At 63.9% G+C, this 18,772-nt stretch carries 13 protein-coding genes and 1 tRNA gene; 1 reads left to right on the top strand and 13 read right to left on the bottom strand.

What is annotated here, in order from left to right; translation table 11 throughout:
• Window positions 1-42: 42 nt before the first annotated feature.
• A complete protein-coding gene (locus VZ068_RS09410) occupies window positions 43-987 on the bottom strand; it encodes a LysR substrate-binding domain-containing protein (protein WP_349657483.1) in 945 nt (314 codons plus the stop codon).
• Window positions 988-1,122: 135 nt separating this feature from the next.
• Between VZ068_RS09410 and VZ068_RS09405 the strand changes: the two genes are divergently transcribed.
• A complete protein-coding gene (locus VZ068_RS09405) occupies window positions 1,123-1,824 on the top strand; it encodes a pirin family protein (protein ID WP_259164701.1) in 702 nt (233 codons plus the stop codon).
• 262 nt (window positions 1,825-2,086) lie between these two features.
• Here VZ068_RS09405 and VZ068_RS09400 read toward each other — a convergent pair whose 3' ends face one another.
• The 12 genes from VZ068_RS09400 to hfq all read right to left on the bottom strand — a co-directional run bounded on the left by VZ068_RS09400 (window position 2,087) and on the right by hfq (window position 18,753).
• The gene (locus VZ068_RS09400; RefSeq protein ID WP_349657674.1) at window positions 2,087-4,030 is read right to left on the bottom strand and encodes a PAS domain S-box protein; all 1,944 of its coding nucleotides are present in this window, start codon (window positions 4,028-4,030) and stop codon (window positions 2,087-2,089) included.
• Window positions 4,031-5,427: 1,397 nt separating this feature from the next.
• A tRNA-Ser gene (locus VZ068_RS09395) sits at window positions 5,428-5,520 on the bottom strand.
• An 83-nt stretch (window positions 5,521-5,603) separates the two neighbouring features.
• A complete protein-coding gene (csrA, locus tag VZ068_RS09390; RefSeq protein ID WP_104611342.1) occupies window positions 5,604-5,819 on the bottom strand; it encodes a carbon storage regulator CsrA in 216 nt (71 codons plus the stop codon).
• A gap of 139 nt (window positions 5,820-5,958) precedes the next feature.
• Complete coding sequence (gene alaS / locus VZ068_RS09385) at window positions 5,959-8,607, bottom strand: alanine--tRNA ligase (RefSeq protein ID WP_349657482.1); 2,649 nt, start codon at window positions 8,605-8,607, stop codon at window positions 5,959-5,961.
• A gap of 101 nt (window positions 8,608-8,708) precedes the next feature.
• Window positions 8,709-9,197 (bottom strand): recombination regulator RecX, encoded by a 489-nt coding sequence (recX, locus tag VZ068_RS09380; RefSeq protein WP_349657481.1) that lies wholly within the window; start codon window positions 9,195-9,197, stop codon window positions 8,709-8,711.
• Between the two features lie 249 nt (window positions 9,198-9,446).
• On the bottom strand, window positions 9,447-10,481 hold the full coding sequence (gene recA / locus VZ068_RS09375; protein ID WP_259153886.1) for a recombinase RecA: 1,035 nt from the start codon (window positions 10,479-10,481) through the stop codon (window positions 9,447-9,449).
• A 172-nt stretch (window positions 10,482-10,653) separates the two neighbouring features.
• The gene (gene lexA, locus VZ068_RS09370; protein WP_259153885.1) at window positions 10,654-11,295 is read right to left on the bottom strand and encodes a transcriptional repressor LexA; all 642 of its coding nucleotides are present in this window, start codon (window positions 11,293-11,295) and stop codon (window positions 10,654-10,656) included.
• Window positions 11,296-11,361: 66 nt separating this feature from the next.
• Window positions 11,362-13,038, bottom strand: coding sequence for a 2-polyprenylphenol 6-hydroxylase (ubiB, locus tag VZ068_RS09365; protein WP_349657480.1), 1,677 nt, complete (start codon window positions 13,036-13,038; stop codon window positions 11,362-11,364).
• A gap of 437 nt (window positions 13,039-13,475) precedes the next feature.
• A complete protein-coding gene (locus VZ068_RS09360; RefSeq protein ID WP_349657479.1) occupies window positions 13,476-16,001 on the bottom strand; it encodes a TonB-dependent receptor in 2,526 nt (841 codons plus the stop codon).
• Window positions 16,002-16,265: 264 nt separating this feature from the next.
• A complete protein-coding gene (locus tag VZ068_RS09355; protein WP_005992383.1) occupies window positions 16,266-16,760 on the bottom strand; it encodes a CinA family protein in 495 nt (164 codons plus the stop codon).
• Window positions 16,761-17,143: 383 nt separating this feature from the next.
• Window positions 17,144-18,463 carry a ribosome rescue GTPase HflX gene (gene hflX / locus VZ068_RS09350; RefSeq protein ID WP_104611349.1) on the bottom strand — a complete coding sequence of 440 codons (1,320 nt, stop codon included), beginning with the start codon at window positions 18,461-18,463 and terminating at the stop codon, window positions 17,144-17,146.
• A gap of 11 nt (window positions 18,464-18,474) precedes the next feature.
• Window positions 18,475-18,753, bottom strand: a complete 279-nt coding sequence (gene hfq, locus VZ068_RS09345) for an RNA chaperone Hfq (protein WP_005915027.1) — start codon at window positions 18,751-18,753, stop codon at window positions 18,475-18,477.
• Window positions 18,754-18,772 lie beyond the last annotated feature (19 nt).

Genomic DNA, 18,772 nt, shown 5'->3' with positions numbered 1-18,772 from the left:
GAGGATCCTGCGCGACGGCAAGCGGCCATTATCCGCTCTTGATCACGCTTGCGACTGCCCGGCAGCAGCAAAACGATACGTTTCGGCAAGCGTCTGCAACCATCGTTCGAACAGCCCATCGGCACGCAAGGCGCGCCGCCACCAGCCAAGCGCCTCGCCCTCTTCGCCCGGCCGCCACGCCAGATAGAAAGTCTCGTCGGCCTTGTGCGTTTCCACCGGTACCTCGCGCAAGCGACCATCCAGCAGCGCGCCCTGCGCATACGGCTCGGGCAGAAACCCGTAACCTGCCCCGGCCACCTGCAGCAGCAACTTGGTGTGCATGTCCGGCACGGTCAGCACGTCGCGGCCGGACAACAAACCGACCGTGCGCGGTAGCAGACGCCGCGCAGAATCGGCCACGGCAATCGCGCGATGGTCGGCCAGCTCGGTCGCACCCAGCAATTTCGCGTCCGCCAGCGGATGCCTCGCCGCCACGACGAACACGAAGCGCACGGTGCCGATCCGTTCGGCGACATAACCGCCGCCGCTTGGCCCCTCGCCCGCCGCCACGATCAAATCCACGCGCCGGTCCAGCAACGCCTCCCAGCTGCCGGACAACGACTCGCTGAGCACACGCAGCCGAGTGCTGTCGGCCACGGCGTAGAAGTCCAGGATCTGCGCCTGCAACAGCGCGGCCGGCAACATCGCGTCCAGCCCGATCGCAAAGTCCGATTCCCAGCCGGAGGCCACCCGCCGCACCCGCACCTCCAGCTCCTGCGCGGCACGCAGCAGGTTTCGTCCTTCGCGCAGCAGCTCGCGCCCGGCCTGGGTCGGCGTTGCCTTCGGCCCCACCCGCTCGAACAGCTGCACGCCCAGATCGTCTTCCAGCTTGGAAACCGTGTACGAAATGGTCGACGGCACCTTGAACAACACCTTGGCCGCGGCGGCGAACGAACCGCGGCGGTCGATCGCATCCAGGATCTGCAAGGCTTCCAGGCTGATCTTCATTGTTCGAATTTTTCGATGGTAGCGACCAAATCTACTCGCTTTTTCTCTGCATTGCAGGGGTGGAGACTACGCATCAAGCCGCTGGGACACCGATTCGTCCCTAGCGCCAATTCGAACCTTTCAAGGAGAAGCAGCATGTTGAATGTCCGCAAGAGCGAAACCCGTGGCCGCGCCGAGCATGGCTGGCTGTCCTCGCGCCACACCTTCTCCTTCGCCAGCTACCACGACCCGCGCCACATGGGCATCGGCCCGCTGCGGGTGATCAACGAAGACAAGGTGACCCCGGGCGAAGGTTTCGGCACCCACGCCCACCGCGACATGGAGATCATCTCTTACGTCCTGGGCGGCGCGCTGGAGCATAAGGACAGCATGGGCACCGGTTCGGTCCTGCACTACGGCGATGTGCAGCGCATGAGCGCCGGCAGCGGCGTGACCCATAGCGAGTTCAATCATTCGTCCAGCGAGCCGGTGCACTTCCTGCAGATCTGGGTGATGCCCGAGCGCAACGGTATCGAGCCAAGCTATGAAGAGAAGCATTTCGATGCCGACAGCAAGCGCAACCAGCTGCGCCTGATCGCCTCGCCGGCCGGTGACGACGGCTCGCTGCGCCTGCACCAGGATGCACGGCTGTATGCATCGATCCTCGATGGCGACGTGCGCCTGCAACAGCCGCTGGCCGAAGGCCGCATCGGCTATGTGCAGGTGGCCCGCGGCAGCCTGAGCGTCAACGGGCAGGCGCTGTCGGCCGGCGATGCAGTGCAGGTCATCGGCGAGCCGGAGATCGTGCTGGCTGACGCAAGCGACGCGGAAGTACTGGTGTTCGATCTGCCGAAGTAAGCCGGTTGCAAGCCTTGCAGCGCATGCGATGCACACGCGCTGCAGGGCGCTGATCGCAACGCACAAGGCCCGCTTTGGCGGGCTTTGTGATGTGCGCAGGATATCGTCGCGACGCTGCACGCATGCCCTGTACGCTTGCCGCCCTGCTGCGAGAGCAGGTGCCGCACACGCGCAGCCACACGGCACGGCGTACGACGCCAGCGACGAAAGCAACCACGTCGCAGCCGCTCCCACCCGGCAGTGGAATCGGCGCGGGCGTCGGTTATGCGGCCTGCGATTTGACCTGCGGGTCGAACGGCGCATCGGGCTGCGCAGATCCGTCGGCATCGCCGTTGACCAGCGCAAACAGGGCGTCCGCATCGGCCTCCAGCACACGTGCCGACCGCGCCAGGTCGTCGACCATCTGCGCCTGGTCGCGCGCCTGCACGCCGATGGACTGCAGCGCCGTGTTCGCCGTCGAAATATCCTGCGCCTGCTCGTGGCTGGCAGCGGCGATCTGCTCCACGGTCGCGGTGACACGCAGCACCGAGGTCACCACGTCCTGCATCACCACACCGGCCTGCTCGGCCAGGCGCGAGCCGTCGCCGACCTGCCCGGTGGCATTGTCGATCAGCGAGCGGATCTCCCTGGCCGAAACGCCGCAGCGCTGCGCCAGGCTGCGCACCTCGGTGGCGACCACCGCGAACCCACGCCCCTGCTCACCGGCGCGCGCCGCTTCCACTGCCGCGTTGAGCGCCAGGATATTGGTCTGGAACGCGATCCCGTCGATCACTTCGATGATCTGACCGATGCGGTCGGTTGCCGAGCGGATGCCGGCGGTGGTCTTGACCACATCGGCGATGACGTCGGCACCGCGCCGTGCCACCGCAGCCGAGTCTTCGGCCATGCGGCGTGCCGAGCCGGCGTTTTCGGAATTGGCGCGCACGGTGGCCGCCAGTTGATCGATCGTGCTCGAGGTCTGCGCAACTGCGCCGGATTGCGTGGCCACCCGGCTGACCAGCTCCTGATTGCTGGCAGAAATGTGGTGCGACTCGCGCTGCACGTTCTGCGCGATGCTCATGGTCTGCCGCATCAGGTCACGCATGCGCTCGGCAGAGCGCACTTGATCGGTCACGTCGGTGGCGTACTTGACCACCTTGTACGGGCGCCCGGAGACGTCCAGGATGGGATTGTAGGAGGCCTGGATCCACACCGAGGTGCCATCCTTGCGCAGCCGGCGATACCGTCCCGCGTCGAACTGACCACGCGCCAGCTTTGCCCAGAAATGCCGGTACTCGTCGGAGGCGCGGTAGGCCGCATCCACGAATATCCCGTGATGCTGGCCAACCGCCTGTTGCGCCGAATAGCCAACAATCGCCAGGAAATTCTCGTTGGCATTCAGCACACGGCCGTCCAGATCGAACTCGATCACGCCCATCACCTTGTCGATGGCCTGCATGCGGCCATCCGCGTCGGCCGAATCGATGACCTGACGGGTGACATCGGTGGCGTACTTGACCACCTTGTAAGGGCGACCGAGCTCGTCGAGGACTGGATTGTAGGACGCCTGTATCCACACTTCCCTGCCATCCTTGCCGATGCGCTTGTAGCGCCCCGCATCGAATGCACCACGCCCCAGCGATTGCCAGAACGCGCGATACGTAGCCGATTGACGCGTCTGCACATCCACGAACATGCCGTGGTGCTTGCCGCGGATCTCATCGAGCCGATAGCCCATCACCTGCAGAAAATTCTGGTTGGCATCGAGCACCGTGCCATCCAGCGAAAACTCGATGACGGCCATGACCTTGTCGATCGCATCGATCCGCCCTTCGAAATCGGCGGTTTGGCGTACCTGTTCGGTGATGTCGGTGGCGTATTTCACCACGCGGTAGGCCTTGCCCGTGCGATCCAGCAACGGGTTATAGGAAGCATTGATCCAGACTTCGCGGCCTTGCTTGTCCAGCCGGCAAAAACGCCCGGCATTGAAGTCGCCACGCCGCAGCGCATCCCAGAACTGGCGGTAGCTCTCGCTGTCGCGATCGCTCGTGGTCACGAACATGCGGTGATGCTGGCCGACGACCTCGTCACGCCGGTATCCCATCAGCGACAGGAAGTTCTCATTGGCCTCAAGGATGCGGCCATCCAGATCGAATTCGATCACCGCCATCACCCGGTCCACCGCATTGGCCTTGTGTTGCAGCCCACGGCTCCACGAAGAGAACAGGCGTCCAAGCAACGGTAGGCGCATCACGTCGAAATCCGAGTTGTGGTTCACGTTGTTAGCGACACGCATGCGGCTTACTTGACCCCCATTCGCACGCCACGGAGCCGAGCGATTCAGGCGTCGCACGGCCCGCCTTGATCGGCCTGGTCAAGCGCGGCCCATCTCCGAAATCCAGACGCTGTTTCCGGGTAGACGAATGAAGACCAGGCCTTCTTACCAGATGCGTCAGCCAGGGGGCGGATGCTGTAAATCGACCGCCAAGGCGCACGCTTAGTCAGCACACCTGCAATCGCGTGCGATGGATGCTGCCGGGCCTTGCATCAAGGGTGCGTGGCATAGACACGCTGGCCAGAAACCACGCGCAAAAGCTTTGAAGCTTCAGATCCAGGACCGATGACACAAGGTCTTCCGCGTTGGATTGCAAGGCGTGCAGCAGGCGGCTGCCTGGTTGAACGCAGAAATCTGGCCCTGCAGATAGCTGTTCGCTCGTTCGCTGCAATCAGCGTCGGCCAACAGCTGCAAGCCACAGCTGCAAGCCACAGCTGCAAGCGAAGATAGTTTGCAGTCTGCCAAGCCCATTCTCCAACTGCCTGTTTCCAGCATCAGAGAAGAGAAAGACGCACGAAGGCAGCAAGCACCAAGCACCAAGCAACGGACAGCATACGGACCGACCCGAGTGGTAGCCGCAATCAACTTAGGTTGCTTCGAAAACGCCATTCGGTGCCCACATAGGCAGCAGACGGGACCGGTCAGACTCAGCAACCGCATGTCGGTCGCGATCGATGGTCGCTCGCAATGCGTGGCAGCAGTGCCTGCACCACAAACCGATCGTCCTGCGACCCGTCTTGCCATCGCTCAGGTCACCAAACAGTCACCACACAGGAAGGGACACTCGCCAGCAGCGCCGCGCGGCGGCGATCAGTCATTCCAGGCAAACACTTCTTACCAAAGCGAGCGCTGCCATACACAGTGCTGGGCGGACTGGACGTTTCGCCGCATGCCGGGACTTCCCGCAACCAGGTTGCGATCGCATCTCTGCGCATCGTCGACGCACACGCTCGTGCGTGCACTCCACCGGCAAGCTCGCACATCCGGGCATCGTGGGCCCATACCCACGATGCAACGCGTCCGCGCACGTGACACCGGCAATGCGCGATGCAACGACCCGGGCGGCGCAGACCGCGGCAGACAAACCGATCAGGACATATCGGCACACCGAAGACATGAGTGCCGAGAAGTCCCCGACCACAAGCAACGCGTGATATTCGCAGGGCCCTCAACTGCGAGGCGGGGGTGCTCACTGGACCACCGGCAAGCGACGATCGACTGGTGCTGACCGCGTCAGTTAGCCAAATAAAAACACCCGCAAATCAATGATTTGCGGGCGTTTAGAACACTGGCGGAGCGAGAGGGATTCGAACCCTCGATAGAGCTTTTGACCCTATACTCCCTTAGCAGGGGAGCCCCTTCAGCCGCTCGGGCATCGCTCCAGTTTTTGCGTCCTGCCGCGATGTCCGTGGCAGGCCGCGAAGAATACCGGGTAACAGGGGCTAACGTAAACCCTTTATGACGATCAATTCGAAGAATCGTCGCCGTGGTGATGCGCGCCAGAAGCAACCGGCTCGTCCCCACGCTGGATGCGCTGATAAATCTCTTCGCGATGCACAGCCACATCTTTCGGTGCGGTGATGCCAATACGCACCTGATTGCCCTTGACGCCGAGCACGGTAACAGTGACCGAGTCGCCGATCATCAAGGTTTCGCCTACCCGGCGAGTGAGGATCAACATTTTGCAAATCTCCTGGAACCGGTGGGTTTCCCACCAGCATCGACGGCCTCCTGAGTGAGACGCGCCCTAGGTAAAGGGAATAGACCAGAAATGGTAGCGGGACATCCTGCCAGCCAGCAAGGCATAGCAGGACAAGTGTTCAGCCCAAGTGTTGCTTGACCCAGGAGGTCACACCGTCGAGTACGGTCGCAAGGGCGGGCCCGTCCTCGCCACCACCCTGGGCGAGATCCGGACGGCCACCGCCCTTGCCTCCGATCTGACTGGCGATATGGCCAAGGAGTTCCCCCGCCTTCACCTTGCCAGTTGGGCTGCCATTCACGCCGGCGACAAGTGCGACCTTGCCCGCCGAGGCACCGGCCAGCACGATCACCGAATCGCCGAGCTGCTGCTTCAAGCGGTCCATCGCCTCGCGTAGCGCCTTTGCATCGAATCCTTCCAGACGCACCGCAATCACCTTGACCCCGGCCACGTCGACAGCACTGCTACCGAGATCTGCCGTCGCGCCGGAGGCCAGCTTGGCCTTCAGCGATTCCAGTTCGCGCTCAAGCCGCTTCTGACGCTCTGTCAGTGCACGCACCTTGTCGACCACCTCGGCGGTGTTGCCACCGAGCAGACTTGCCGCCTCAGACAAACGGCGCTCCTCATCGGCAACGTAATCCAGCGCGCCCTGCCCGGTCACCGCCTCGATTCGGCGCACGCCCGAAGACACGCCGCCCTCGGAGGTGATCTTGAACAGACCGATGTCGCCGGTACGGCTGACGTGGGTACCGCCACACAGCTCGGTGGAATAATCGCCCATCTTCAGCACGCGCACGTGCTCGCCATATTTCTCACCGAACAAGGCCATCGCGCCGAAATCCAGCGCTTCCTGCATCGCCATGTTGTGCACTTCGACACTATGGTTGGTGCGCACCTCGGCATTGACCTTGCGCTCGATCACCGCAAGCTCCTCCGCGGTGATCGGCTGGAAATGCGAGAAATCGAAACGCAAGCGGTCGGGTGCCACCAACGAGCCCTTCTGCTGCACATGCGTGCCCAGCACTTCGCGCAAAGCGGCATGCAGCAAGTGCGTGGCCGAGTGATTGAGGATGGTCTTGCCGCGGCGCTGCACATCGATGCCGCCGGCCAGCACATCGCCCAGCGCAAGCGCACCTTCGGTGATGCGTCCCACGTGACCATGGAACTGGCCGGCGAACTTCTGGGTGTCGGTGACGTCGATCGACACATCGGTGTTGCTCAATTGCCCGCTGTCGCCGACCTGGCCGCCGGACTCGGCATAGAACGGCGTGCGATCGGTGAACACGATGACCTCGTCGCCGGCCTCGGCACGCTCGACCGGACGGCCCTGCTTGAGCAGCGCGACAACCTTGAGTGCGTCGGCGTCATGCGCCTCATAGCCTAGAAACACCGTCGGCGACATGGTCGCAACCAGATCGGCCGGCAATGCGACGCCGCCACCGAACTTGCCTGCCGCACGCGCGGTCTCGCGCTGACGCTCCATGGCAAACTCGAAACCCTCCATGTCCACACGCAAGCCGCGCTCGCGTGCGATGTCGGAGGTCAGATCGACCGGGAATCCATAGGTATCGAAGAGGCGGAAGGCATCGGCGCCGGGAATCACCGCCTGCGAGCGGGCGGCAACCTCGTCGAAGATCTTCATGCCGGCGTCCAGCGTCTCGGCAAAGCGCTCTTCTTCGGCCAGCAACGCGCGCGCGACGGTCTCGCGTGCGACCACCAGTTCGGGATAGGCCTCGCCCATCAGCTCGACCAGGGTCGGCACCATCTTGCTGAAGAACGGCTGGCGCACGCCCAGCATCCAGCCGTGCCGCAGCGCACGCCGGATGATCCGGCGCAATACATAGCCGCGCCCTTCGTTGGAAGGCAGTACGCCATCGACAATCAGGAACGAGCACGCGCGAATGTGGTCGGCGATCACCCGCAGCGACTTGTTTTCCAGATCGGTGATACCGGTCAGGGCACTGGCCTTGCCGATCAGGGCCTGGAACAGGTCGATTTCGTAATTGGTATGGACGTGCTGCAGGATCGCCGCAAGACGCTCCAACCCCATGCCGGTATCCACGCATGGCGCAGGCAACGGCACCAGGGTGCCGTCGGGCTGTCGGTCGAACTGCATGAAGACCAGGTTCCAGATCTCGATGAAACGGTCGCCATCTTCGTCCGGCGAACCGGGCGGACCACCGGCGATGTGATCGCCATGATCGAAGAAGATCTCGGTACACGGGCCGCAGGGGCCGGTGTCGGCCATCTGCCAGAAATTATCCGAGGCGTATGGCGCGCCCTTGTTGTCGCCGATACGCACGATGCGGCTTTCGGGAACGCCGATCATGTCCCGCCACAGCGCGAAGGCTTCTTCGTCGGTGTGGTAGACGGTGACCAGCAGACGGTCGGCCGGTAGCTTCCAGACTTGCGTCAACAGTTCCCAGGCCCAGGCGATGGCGTCCTTCTTGAAGTAGTCGCCGAACGACCAGTTGCCCAGCATTTCGAAGAAGGTGTGGTGGCGCGCGGTGTAGCCCACCGAGTCCAGATCGTTGTGCTTGCCGCCGGCACGCAGGCAGCGCTGCACATCAGCGGCCCGCACATAGCTGCGCTTTTCCGCGCCCAGGAACACGTCCTTGAACTGGACCATGCCGGAATTGGTGAACAGCAGGGTCGGGTCGTTACCCGGCACCAGCGGCGCGGACGGCACGATGGTGTGGCCCTTCCCCTCGAAAAACGCGAGGAAGTCACTACGAATCTGGGAAGTGCTGAATTTGGCAGGTGCGTTCATGAGCTGGCATTGGGCGGGCGGCAGTCCCGGTCACCCAATGACATGTGGGCGCAGATGAGCGGAACAACCTGAAACCACAAAGGGTAGCAGGCCTGACGCCCTCAGTCCTCAAGCTCGAAGCGGGTGGCGCTACGAATACTGTTGCCGTCGAAACCACGCCGGGCCAGCAGATCGGCCGCCTTGCGTCGTTGCGGCAGATCTACCGGGCCTTGCTCGCCAAACCGGCGCCGGATCAGATCGCGTGCGTTCTCGGTCCAATCGCCTTCAAATGTCGCCATGGCAGCACTGATGGCCTCGCTATCCAGGCCATGCGTTCCGAGTTCGGCGCGAATATGCAGGGGGCCATAGCCCGAGCCGGCACGATTGCGCACCACCGCAGCAGCGAACCGGGTGTCGTCTTGCCAACCCTCTTCCGCCAGCCGCTCAACCGCCGCCTGTGCGGCATCTGGCTCGATTCCGCGCGCCAGCAGCTTGCGGTTCAATTCCTTGCGCGAGTGCTCGCGCCGCACCAATAGCCCCAGTGCGCGTTGGACCGGCGTCTGCTCCTTGAACCGGCGTCCCCGCTTGGGTGCGGGCTCGTGCTCGTCCATCGTGACGTGTCCCCGATCACTGAATCAATGCGCCCTCCATGGCGCCTGCCCTCCTGGCCTTCGATAGATCTACCGCGAGAAGCGACGGCACTGACTCCGCCGTCCCCGCGATAGAAAAACTTGCTGCGTTACCGCTCGCGCTGCAGTGGGCTGTCGCCAAGCGCTTGAGTCCGTCATGCTCTACGAGCACCTGACGGATGGTGCGCAGCGTCGACCGACTCGACCGCAATCGCTCACAGCCGGCGGCGTTTATTCCTTGTCGGCGTCTTCGCCTGCTTCGGGCGGGGCTTCGGTAGGCTGGAACTTCTCACGCAGCTCGGCTTCGAGCTTGGCCGCCACCTGCGGGTTATCGCGCAGATAACCACGTGCATTGTCCTTACCCTGACCGATGCGTTCGTCGCCATAGCTGTACCAGGCGCCGGCCTTGTCCACCAGCTTGGCCTCCACGCCCATGTCGATCAATTCGCCCTCGCGGCTGATGCCCTCGCCGTAGAGGATTTCGGTCACGACCTGCTTGAAAGGCGGCGCCAACTTGTTCTTGACCACCTTGATCTTGGTCTGGTTACCGATGATTTCGTCGCCCTTCTTGATTGCGCCGATACGACGGATATCCAGACGCACCGAGGCGTAGAACTTCAGCGCATTGCCGCCGGTGGTCACTTCCGGGCTCTGGCCCGGCATCATGACGCCGATCTTCATACGCAGCTGATTGATGAAGACCACCAGGGTATTGGACCGCTTGATGTTACCGGTGAGCTTGCGCAGCGCCTGGCTCATCAAACGCGCCTGCAGACCCGGGAGCTGATCGCCCATTTCGCCTTCGATTTCGGCCTTCGGCGTCAGTGCAGCCACCGAGTCGATCACCACGATATCCACCGAGCTGGAACGCACCAGCATGTCGGCGATTTCCAGCGCCTGCTCGCCGGTATCGGGCTGCGACAGCAGCAGATCGTCGACATTGACGCCCAGCTTGGCGGCATAGATCGGGTCGAGCGCATGCTCGGCATCGATGAACGCGGCGGTCCCGCCCTTTTTCTGGCATTCGGCGATCGCCTGCAGGGTCAAGGTGGTCTTGCCCGAGGATTCCGGTCCGTAGATTTCCACCACGCGCCCCTTCGGCAGGCCGCCGATCCCCAGTGCGATGTCCAGCATCAACGAGCCGGTCGGAATGACTTCGACGGCCTCGATCACGCGGTCGCCCATGCGCATCACCGAGCCCTTGCCGAATTGCTTTTCGATCTGGCTCAGTGCGGCGGAAAGGGCGCGCTTCTTGTTCTCATCCATCTGGGTGATCCTTGTCAGTGATTTCGGTGTAGGGCTAATGTAGCGGCGGTGTATCGCACAGGCTGAGACTGGCTGCGACACATCTAGATTAATGTTGCGAACATTGTGCCGGCAGCGGCGAATCCTGCAGCGCCAGCTGAGGAAAACGCCGGCGCGCGCATCGGTGCAACCCTCAGCGATTTGGCCTCAGCAGCCCGCAATACAGGCCTTCGATGGCGAAATCCTGATCCGGCAATACTTCGATCGGGGCGTAATCGGGGTTGCGCGGCAGTAACCGGATCCGGTCCTTGCCGATCTTGAGCAACTTGACGGTGATCTCCTCGTCGATCCGTGCCACCACGATCTGCCCCGAGCGCGCATCGCGGGTGCGATGCACGCCGATCAGGTCGCCATTGAAGATGCCTTCGTCGCGCATCGAATCGCCCTGCACTTTGAGCAAGTAGTCCGGCGACGGCGAGAAGAACACCCGGTCGAGCACGACGAAGTCGTCCGAGCCGATATCGGCGCCGATCGGCAGGCCCGCTGCCACGCGACCCAGCACCGGCAGCCGCAGCACGTCGTCGCGCAATGGCTCGGTGATCGGCGGCGTCCGCGACTGCGCGCCCTGCCCGGCCAGCCGGATGCCACGCGCCTGTCCCGGGACGCGGCGGATCGCACCCGCCTGCTCTAAGGCCTCCAGGTGATACTGCGCGGCGCGTACGCCCTTGAAGCCGAAGGCGCGGGCGATCTCGGTCTGCGACGGCGGGACGCCGTCGGCGTCGATGCGGTCGGCGATCAAGGCCAGGATTGCTTGCTGGGTATCGGTCAGGTCCATGGTTAGTAGTATTACTACTAACACCGTCATGTGCAATAGCGCCGAAGCAAAGCCCGCTGCTGATCGCTAACGCCGGCTGCGCCAGATCGAGAACAGGATCCAGATGCCGCATAAGCCTGCGCCGATGAAGCCGCCAACGCCCAACGCAAGCAGCCAGCGGCTGGCGCTCCCGCCGACGCTGTTCATGACGATCGACGAACCGATCACCAGGGCCGCGGTCACGATCCCCATGGTGAGCCGGTTGGCGGCGCGGTCGACCTGCTCGCCGAATTCGCGCAAGGCGCGCGTTTCCACGTGCAGCTGCAACTTGCCGCGCCGCGCCGCCTGGATCAGGCGCTTGAGATCGCGCGGCAGATCGCCGATCAGATCGATCGCCCCGGTCACGGTGCGCCGGCTGCGACGCAACATCGCGCTTGGCGCATACCGCTGCAAGACCACTCGCTCCAGATACGGCCGCGCTTCGCTGGCCATGTCGAAATCCGGATCGAGCTGGCGCCCCATCCCTTCGAGGGTGAGAAAGGCCTTGATCATCAGCGCCAGATCCGACGGCAGGGTGAGCCCGTGGTCGCGCAGGATGGCGGTGACGTCGCCAAGCATCGCGCCGATGCGTAGCTCTTTCAGCGGCACACCGCGGTATTGGTCGACGAATGCACCGATGTCCTGCTGCAGCCGCGCCTCATCGATCTCCAGGCTGGTGCCGGCCCACTCCAGCAGCACGTCGATGACGGCGTCGGCGTCGTAGCTCACCATGCCGTGCAGCAGTTGCGCCACCTGGAAACGGCGTTGTTCGGAGACGCGCCCGACCATGCCGAAATCGATGAGCGCGATACGCCCGTCGCGCAGATAGAAAATATTCCCCGGATGCGGATCGGCATGAAAACAGCCGTCCTGCAGCACCATCTTGAGCACGATGCCGGCACCGGCGCGCGCAAGCGCCTTACGATCCAGCCCCGCCGCATCGACCGACACCAGGTCGCGCCCGGGAATGCCGTCGATGAATTCCTGCACATTGAGCGACTCGCAGGTCCACTGCCAATACACCGTCGGCACCACCACCTGCGGGTCGTGCGCGAAGTTGGCAGCGATGCGCTCGGCATTACGGCATTCGGCGGCGAAGTCGAGCTCGCGCCGCAGCGAAACGGTGAATTGCTGCACCACTTCAGCCGGGCGATAGCGCTTGAGATCGGGTGCGCGCGTTTCGACGATGTCGGCAAGCCGTGCCAGCAGGCGCAGATCGGCATCGATGGTATCGCCGATGTCCGGACGACGGATCTTCAAGACCACCGGTGTGCCGTCGGCCAGCCAGGCACGGTGCGTTTGCGCCAGCGACGCAGCGGCCAGCGGCTGTTCGTCCAATCGCGCAAACACGCTTTCCGGCTCAGCGCCCAATGCGGCGACCAATTGCGGGCGGATCTGCTCGAACGGCAATGCAGGAACCGCGTTTTGCAGTTCGCTCAGTTCTTCGATCCATTCCGGCGGCAGCAAGTCCACGCGCGTCGCCAGCACCTGCCCCAGCTTGACGAAGGTTGGCCCCAGTTCCTCCAGCGCACGGCGCACACGCACAGCGGCCGACATCCGCAAGCGGCCCTCGGCGTTGCTCCAGTGCAGTAGCCTGCCGGCGCGTTCGAGCACGTCGGCCAGCCCGATGCGGCGCACCACATCGCCGAAGCCGTACCGGATCAGGACCGAGGCGATTTCCTGCAGACGCCCGAGATCACGCACAGTGCCAAGCGCTTCCCACATCAGTGCACCGCCTGTGTTGCTTCGCAACCGGCGCCGGGCCTGCTGCACGCCTGCGCGCGGGCCCAAACGCGAGCGATCGCTCGATGCGGCCGCACTGCCTCGCGAGCCGACCGCCGCGTTACCCCAAGTCCACCAGCATCGCGTGCCGGCAAGACAACCGCATGACGCCACACCTCACGCCACACGAACCGGCGCGCATGCGCAGCGACAACGCACGATGCACCAGGCGGACTGCGCGAGGTGAAGAGGGATGGCAATGTCTCGAACACGGCAGCGGAAAACGCGAACATCGGCACACAGGCTGGCAAGGAGACTCTAGTTTGTAGCCGATCTCTGCGCCGCTGTCGCGCTTGTGCCGGCCTCGGGCTTAGCGCAGAGCGTGGTGCGCGCACACGCCGACGCATCGATTGCGCAACATGCAGTGCGGCGCAGTGGCTTCAATACCGAAGGCGCAAGGTCAACCCATAGGTCCGCGGCGCGCCGAGAAATGCGTTCCAGGAACCGGCCTGCAGCGGCGTATCGATGACGATCTGTCGATAGGTTGCGTTCCCCAGATTTTCTGCCCACGCCTCCAGCAGCCAGCGTTTGTCATCGGCACCGACGCCCACGCGTGCGTTCAGCAGGGTGTAGCCCGGCTGCGCCTTCTGCGGATCCAGATCACTGCCGGCGTTGTACTCGGACGTGTGTTTGGCGCCGACATTGATACGGCCGGTCAGGCGATTGCCGATGGCATGTTCGTAGGTGACCGACAGATTCGCCGACCAGCGCGGCGCAAAGCTCAGGCGGCTGCCAGGCAGCAGCGCCAACTCTGCATCCGGTAACGGATCGTCGCCATAGCTGGTATCCGCATAGCTGAGCCCGCCTTGCAGCATCAGTCCCGGCAGGGCGCCCTGCCACAGCACTTCGGTGTCGATGCCGCGCGAGACCACGGTCGGGATGGCGCGCACCACGAAGCTGGTGCCGAGGAAATTGTTGAGCTGGAAATCGCTGAAATTCTGGTAGAACAGCGTCGCGTTCAACAGCAGGTTGCCGCCGAGCCAGGTGGTCCTGGCGCCGAGTTCGTAGCTGTCCACGAACTCGCCCGGAAATGCCGTGTCATCGACGGGCAGGATGCCTTGCACGCCACTGGACAGGCCATCGGACGACTGCACGCGATCCAGATTGAAACCACCGGCCTTGTAACCGCGCGCGGCCGACGCATAGGTCATCAGCGCATCGTTCCAGCGATACGCCAGCTTTGCGGTACCGGACCACTCGCGCTCGGTGAGACGTTGTTCGGTCACGCGACCGGCATGGGCACTATTTGCCCAGGGCAGGCAGGTGAAGCCGATCACCTGCGGCGCGATGGCCGGCACCGCGGCCGCGGGCACGCCACGCGCGGTCAACGCTGCGCCAATGCGTCGCAGCGCTGCCGGATTCACGCTTCCGTTGGGTGCGAAATAACGGGCGCACGCCGGACTGCCATCTGGATTTTCGAACGCGGATCGCAGCGCCTTGTGCTCGTAGGTATAGCGCAGGCCCACGACCACATCCAGCGCATCGGTGGCATGCCAGGTGTTGTTGGTGAACAGCGCCGCGCTGGTGCCATCCTGCCGAAAGCGATCCTGGCTACCCTGCCCGCGAAACAGGCTGCCTGTAGGCAGACCGGTGGCATCGGCCAAAAACCGCGTCGTATCCGCACGCGCGGCCAACGCCGGATTCACCCGTGCCAACAGCACGCTGGACAGATAGGGTTCGTATGCACTGCCGAAACGGTAGGACTCGTTGCGATGCAGGGTTTCATCGGCGTAGAACGCGCCCACCAGCCAATCGATGCTGTCGGTGGCTCCGGCCAGGCGCAGTTCCTGACTGAAGGTGCGGAACTTGGTAAGCATCTCGTTCTCGCGCGGTTCGCGATAGAGGATGTCGGCCGCGCCATAGTCGAAATCCAGGCCGTTGACCGACTCCCAATCGCGCAGCGCGGTGATCGAGGTCAGCACCGCCTGGTTCAGCCATGGCGTCGCCCAGTCGACCTGCGCCGCGACACCGCGGTCCTGGATGTCCTGCGCGGTGCTGCGATTGCTATAGGCACGGCGGCGGGCCGGCTCCGCACGCGGACTGGTGCCCTGCCCACCCGCGGCCAGTGCATCGATCAGCGCGGCAGTCGGGCCGCGCTCGGTGGTCACGGTGACGCAGCAATTTTCCTTGCGGCTGGTGGCATCGGCTGCGAGGTTGATATCCAGATCGTCGGTCGGCTCCCACAACAACTGTACGCGCGCGGTGCGCAGATTCTGATCGCCATCATCGGTGGCGGTGCGTGGGCCCGCGCCGGTCACCACCTGCTCGAACCCATCGCGACTGCGCCTGGCCGCGTACACGCGCAGCGCACTGGTTTCGCCCAGCGCATCGTTGAACGCACCGGCAACTCCCAGCGCACCGTAATTGCCGGCAGTGAATTCGGCATCGGCGCTGCGGGTAAAGCTCGGCCTGCGCGTGACCACATTGATGACGCCCGCCGAGGTATTTTTACCGAAGACGGTGCCTTGCGGTCCCTTCAGCACTTCGATGCGTTCAAGCTCGCCAAGGTCGGCGAAGCTCACGCCGTTGCGTGCACGCGCCACGCCATCGATGACCACGCCGACCGAAGATTCGAGCCCGGCGTTATCGCCGACTGTGCCGATACCGCGGATGCGCGCAGTGGTCTGCGCTGCGCTTTGGCTGCTGGTGACGATCAGGCCGGGCACCAGCACCTGCAGTTCCTTGATGTCATGCACGCCGCTGTCCTGCAGCATTTGCTCGGGCAAGACCGAGACCACCACCGGCACATTCTGCAGCGATTCTTCGCGTTTTTGCGCGGTGACCTTGAGTGCAGACAGCGTCGTCGGCGCGGCGGCCGCTGCGCTCTGTGCATGCAGACCAGGCGCAGGCAGCGCTGCCAAGAGTGCTAGCGCCAGCAAGGCGCAAGGTTGCCGTTCCATTTCCATGCGTGCCCCCGGCTGACGTGCGCGCGATGTACTGCAGCCAATGCCGCAGCTGGCGCCAAGCCTCACCTTACCGGTCGAGCTTCAATACATGGCGCAGGGAGCGGAATGCACGGCGCGCAGGACGAATGCCGCGCCGCTGTGCATGCATGCCAGCCATGCATCGCACGCGTCATTACTCAGCAGGCGCGGAGACTTGACGCGTTGGCGATCACATGAGGATCTGAAACCGCGACAAGGAGGATCCGGATTGCCCGCGCAAGTCAGTTACAGCAGAGCACTCAAACCACGCAGCGCCGCGACCACGGTTTGACGGCGGACCGCATCGCGGTCGCCATCGAACTGGAACAACTGCGCCGTGGCGTAGCCGCCGCGCCGCTTCCAGCCGATCCACACCGTACCCACCGGCTTGTCTTCGCTGCCACCGCCCGGACCCGCAATACCGGTCACGGCGACCGCAATGCTGCCACCGGACGTCACCAATGCACCGGACACCATTTCGATCACGGTCTCTCGACTGACCGCGCCATGCACCTCCAGCGTCTGCGGCCTGACCCGGAGCAGCGCCTGCTTGGCTTCGTAGCTGTACGCCACCATGCCGCAATCAAACCAGTCCGAGGAGCCGGCGATGTCGGTCATTGCCTTGGCGATCCAGCCGCCGGTACAGCTCTCGGCCGTCACCAGCCGCTCGCGCGCAGCGCGTAGTTGGGCGCTCAGCGACTCGGCAAGCTGCAAAAGGTCGTGATCAGTGGGAGACGTCATCGCCAGGGTCAGGATTGGACAGCGGTCACTTTTATCCGAATTTGTCCGCGCTGTCTTCCGCCAGGTGACCGGTCAGCGATCGGTTGTCGGACCGCTCGCCTGTCTCGGCGAGCGCTCCCGGCGCAACGCGGATCACCACCGCTACAGCTGCCGTGGGATATCGCCACGTGCTTGACCGTTTGCGCTGATCCGCACGAGGCAGATGCTCGATCCTGGCACCGCGCGCGGCACCACGTCATGGCATCTCTGGCGATCTAGCTTCGCTCATTGCATCGCATCGCAACGCCACGTCCGCTGCGTCATGACGCGTGTCATCGGCGGACGGGGCCTGCACTCCGCCGCTGGCGCGCAGCTGGCTGCGCCCAGCGCCGTCGAAGCGCGCGTCAGGTTTCCCAGTCTTCCCGACGGTCAGGAAGCATCGCGCGCAACGGTGCGCCATCCTCTCCGGCGGCAAGCCGTTCGGCTTCGACCATCGGCAGATCGACCTCAAGCAACCAGCCGTCCTCGTCGGACTGCTCGTTGCGCACCACTTCCAGCTGATGCAGCTTGGACCGCAGGCGACCGGCCGACGACGGCAGTCGCAGCTGTCCGGTCAGATGACGCAGATCCAGGCGTTGACCGAGTGCTTGCTGCAGTTCCTGCAAGCCACGCCCGTCGCGCGCCGAGACCCACACGCGTTCGCGCCGCGCCTGATCAGGGATGCCATCCTGCGCGTCGTGACGAACTTCGGCGCCGTCGATCTTGTCGATCTTGTTGAACACCAGCAGCTGCGGCAGATCGCCTGCGCCGACCGCCTGCAACACCTCATCGACCTGCTGGATGCGTTCTTCGCGCAGCGGGTCGGCGGCATCGACGATGTGCAACAACAGGTCGGCGTCGCGCGCTTCGGACAGGGTCGAACGGAACGCGGCAACCAATTGATGTGGCAAATCTCGGACAAAACCCACCGTATCGGCAAGAATCGCGCTGCCGCCCGGCAATGCGATACGGCGCACGGTCGGATCCAGCGTGGCGAACAACTGATCGGCCACATAGGCCTCCGCACCGGTCAGCGCATTGAACAACGTCGACTTGCCTGCGTTGGTATAGCCGACCAATGCGATGCGCGGCAGCTCGCTGCGCATGCGCGCACGGCGCATCTGGGTGCGCTGTACCTCGACTTTTTCCAGCCGCTGCTGCAACTGCTCCACGCGCTTCTGCAGCAGCCGGCGATCGGTTTCCAGCTGGGTTTCGCCGGGGCCGCGCAGGCCGATCGAACCGCCGCGCTGACGCTCCAGGTGGGTCCAGCCGCGGACCAGCCGCGTGGCCATGTGCCGCAGCTGCGCCAGTTCCACCTGCAGCTTGCCTTCGTGGCTGCGCGCGCGTTGCGCAAAGATGTCCAGGATCAGGCCGGTTCGGTCGATCACGCGCCGCTCCAGATAGCGCTCGAGATTGCGCTCCTGACCCGGCGACAAGGTGTGGTTGACCAATACCAGATCCGCGCCGGTCGCCTCGGCGGCGGCCTTGATCTCTTCAAGCTTGCCGCTGCCGATCAAGGTCGACGGGCTGGGTTTGTCGATGCGCGCGGTGAGCGTTGCCGCCACCGTGGCGCCCGCCGACCTTGCAAGGTCGGCGAACTCCTCCAGCACATCGTCTTCGGCAGGCCCACCTGCGTGGGTCTGAATCAACAGCGCGTGCTCACCCTTGCGGGAACGATCAAACACGCGTTACTCCATTACTGCTCGACGTCGTCATCTTCCGCTTGATTACCTTCATTGGATTGCACATACCCACCACCCGGCCCCACGCGCACATTGCGCGCCGGCACGACCGTGGAGATGGCGTGCTTGTAAACCATCTGACTCACGGTGTTGCGCAGCAGGACCACAAATTGGTCGAACGACTCGATGGTGCCCTGCAGCTTGATGCCGTTAACCAGATACACAGAGACCGGCACTCGCTCGCGCCGCAGCGCATTCAGGAATGGGTCCTGCAAAGATTGCCCCTTAGCCATCGAAAAATCCTCTTCATTC

Origin of the sequence: Xanthomonas sp. 10-10 (assembly GCF_040182365.1) — a bacterium.
Lineage (GTDB): Bacteria > Pseudomonadota > Gammaproteobacteria > Xanthomonadales > Xanthomonadaceae > Xanthomonas > Xanthomonas arboricola_F.
The sequence above is the reverse complement of the archived record's forward strand: the minus strand, read 5'-3'. Positions and strand labels throughout refer to the sequence as shown.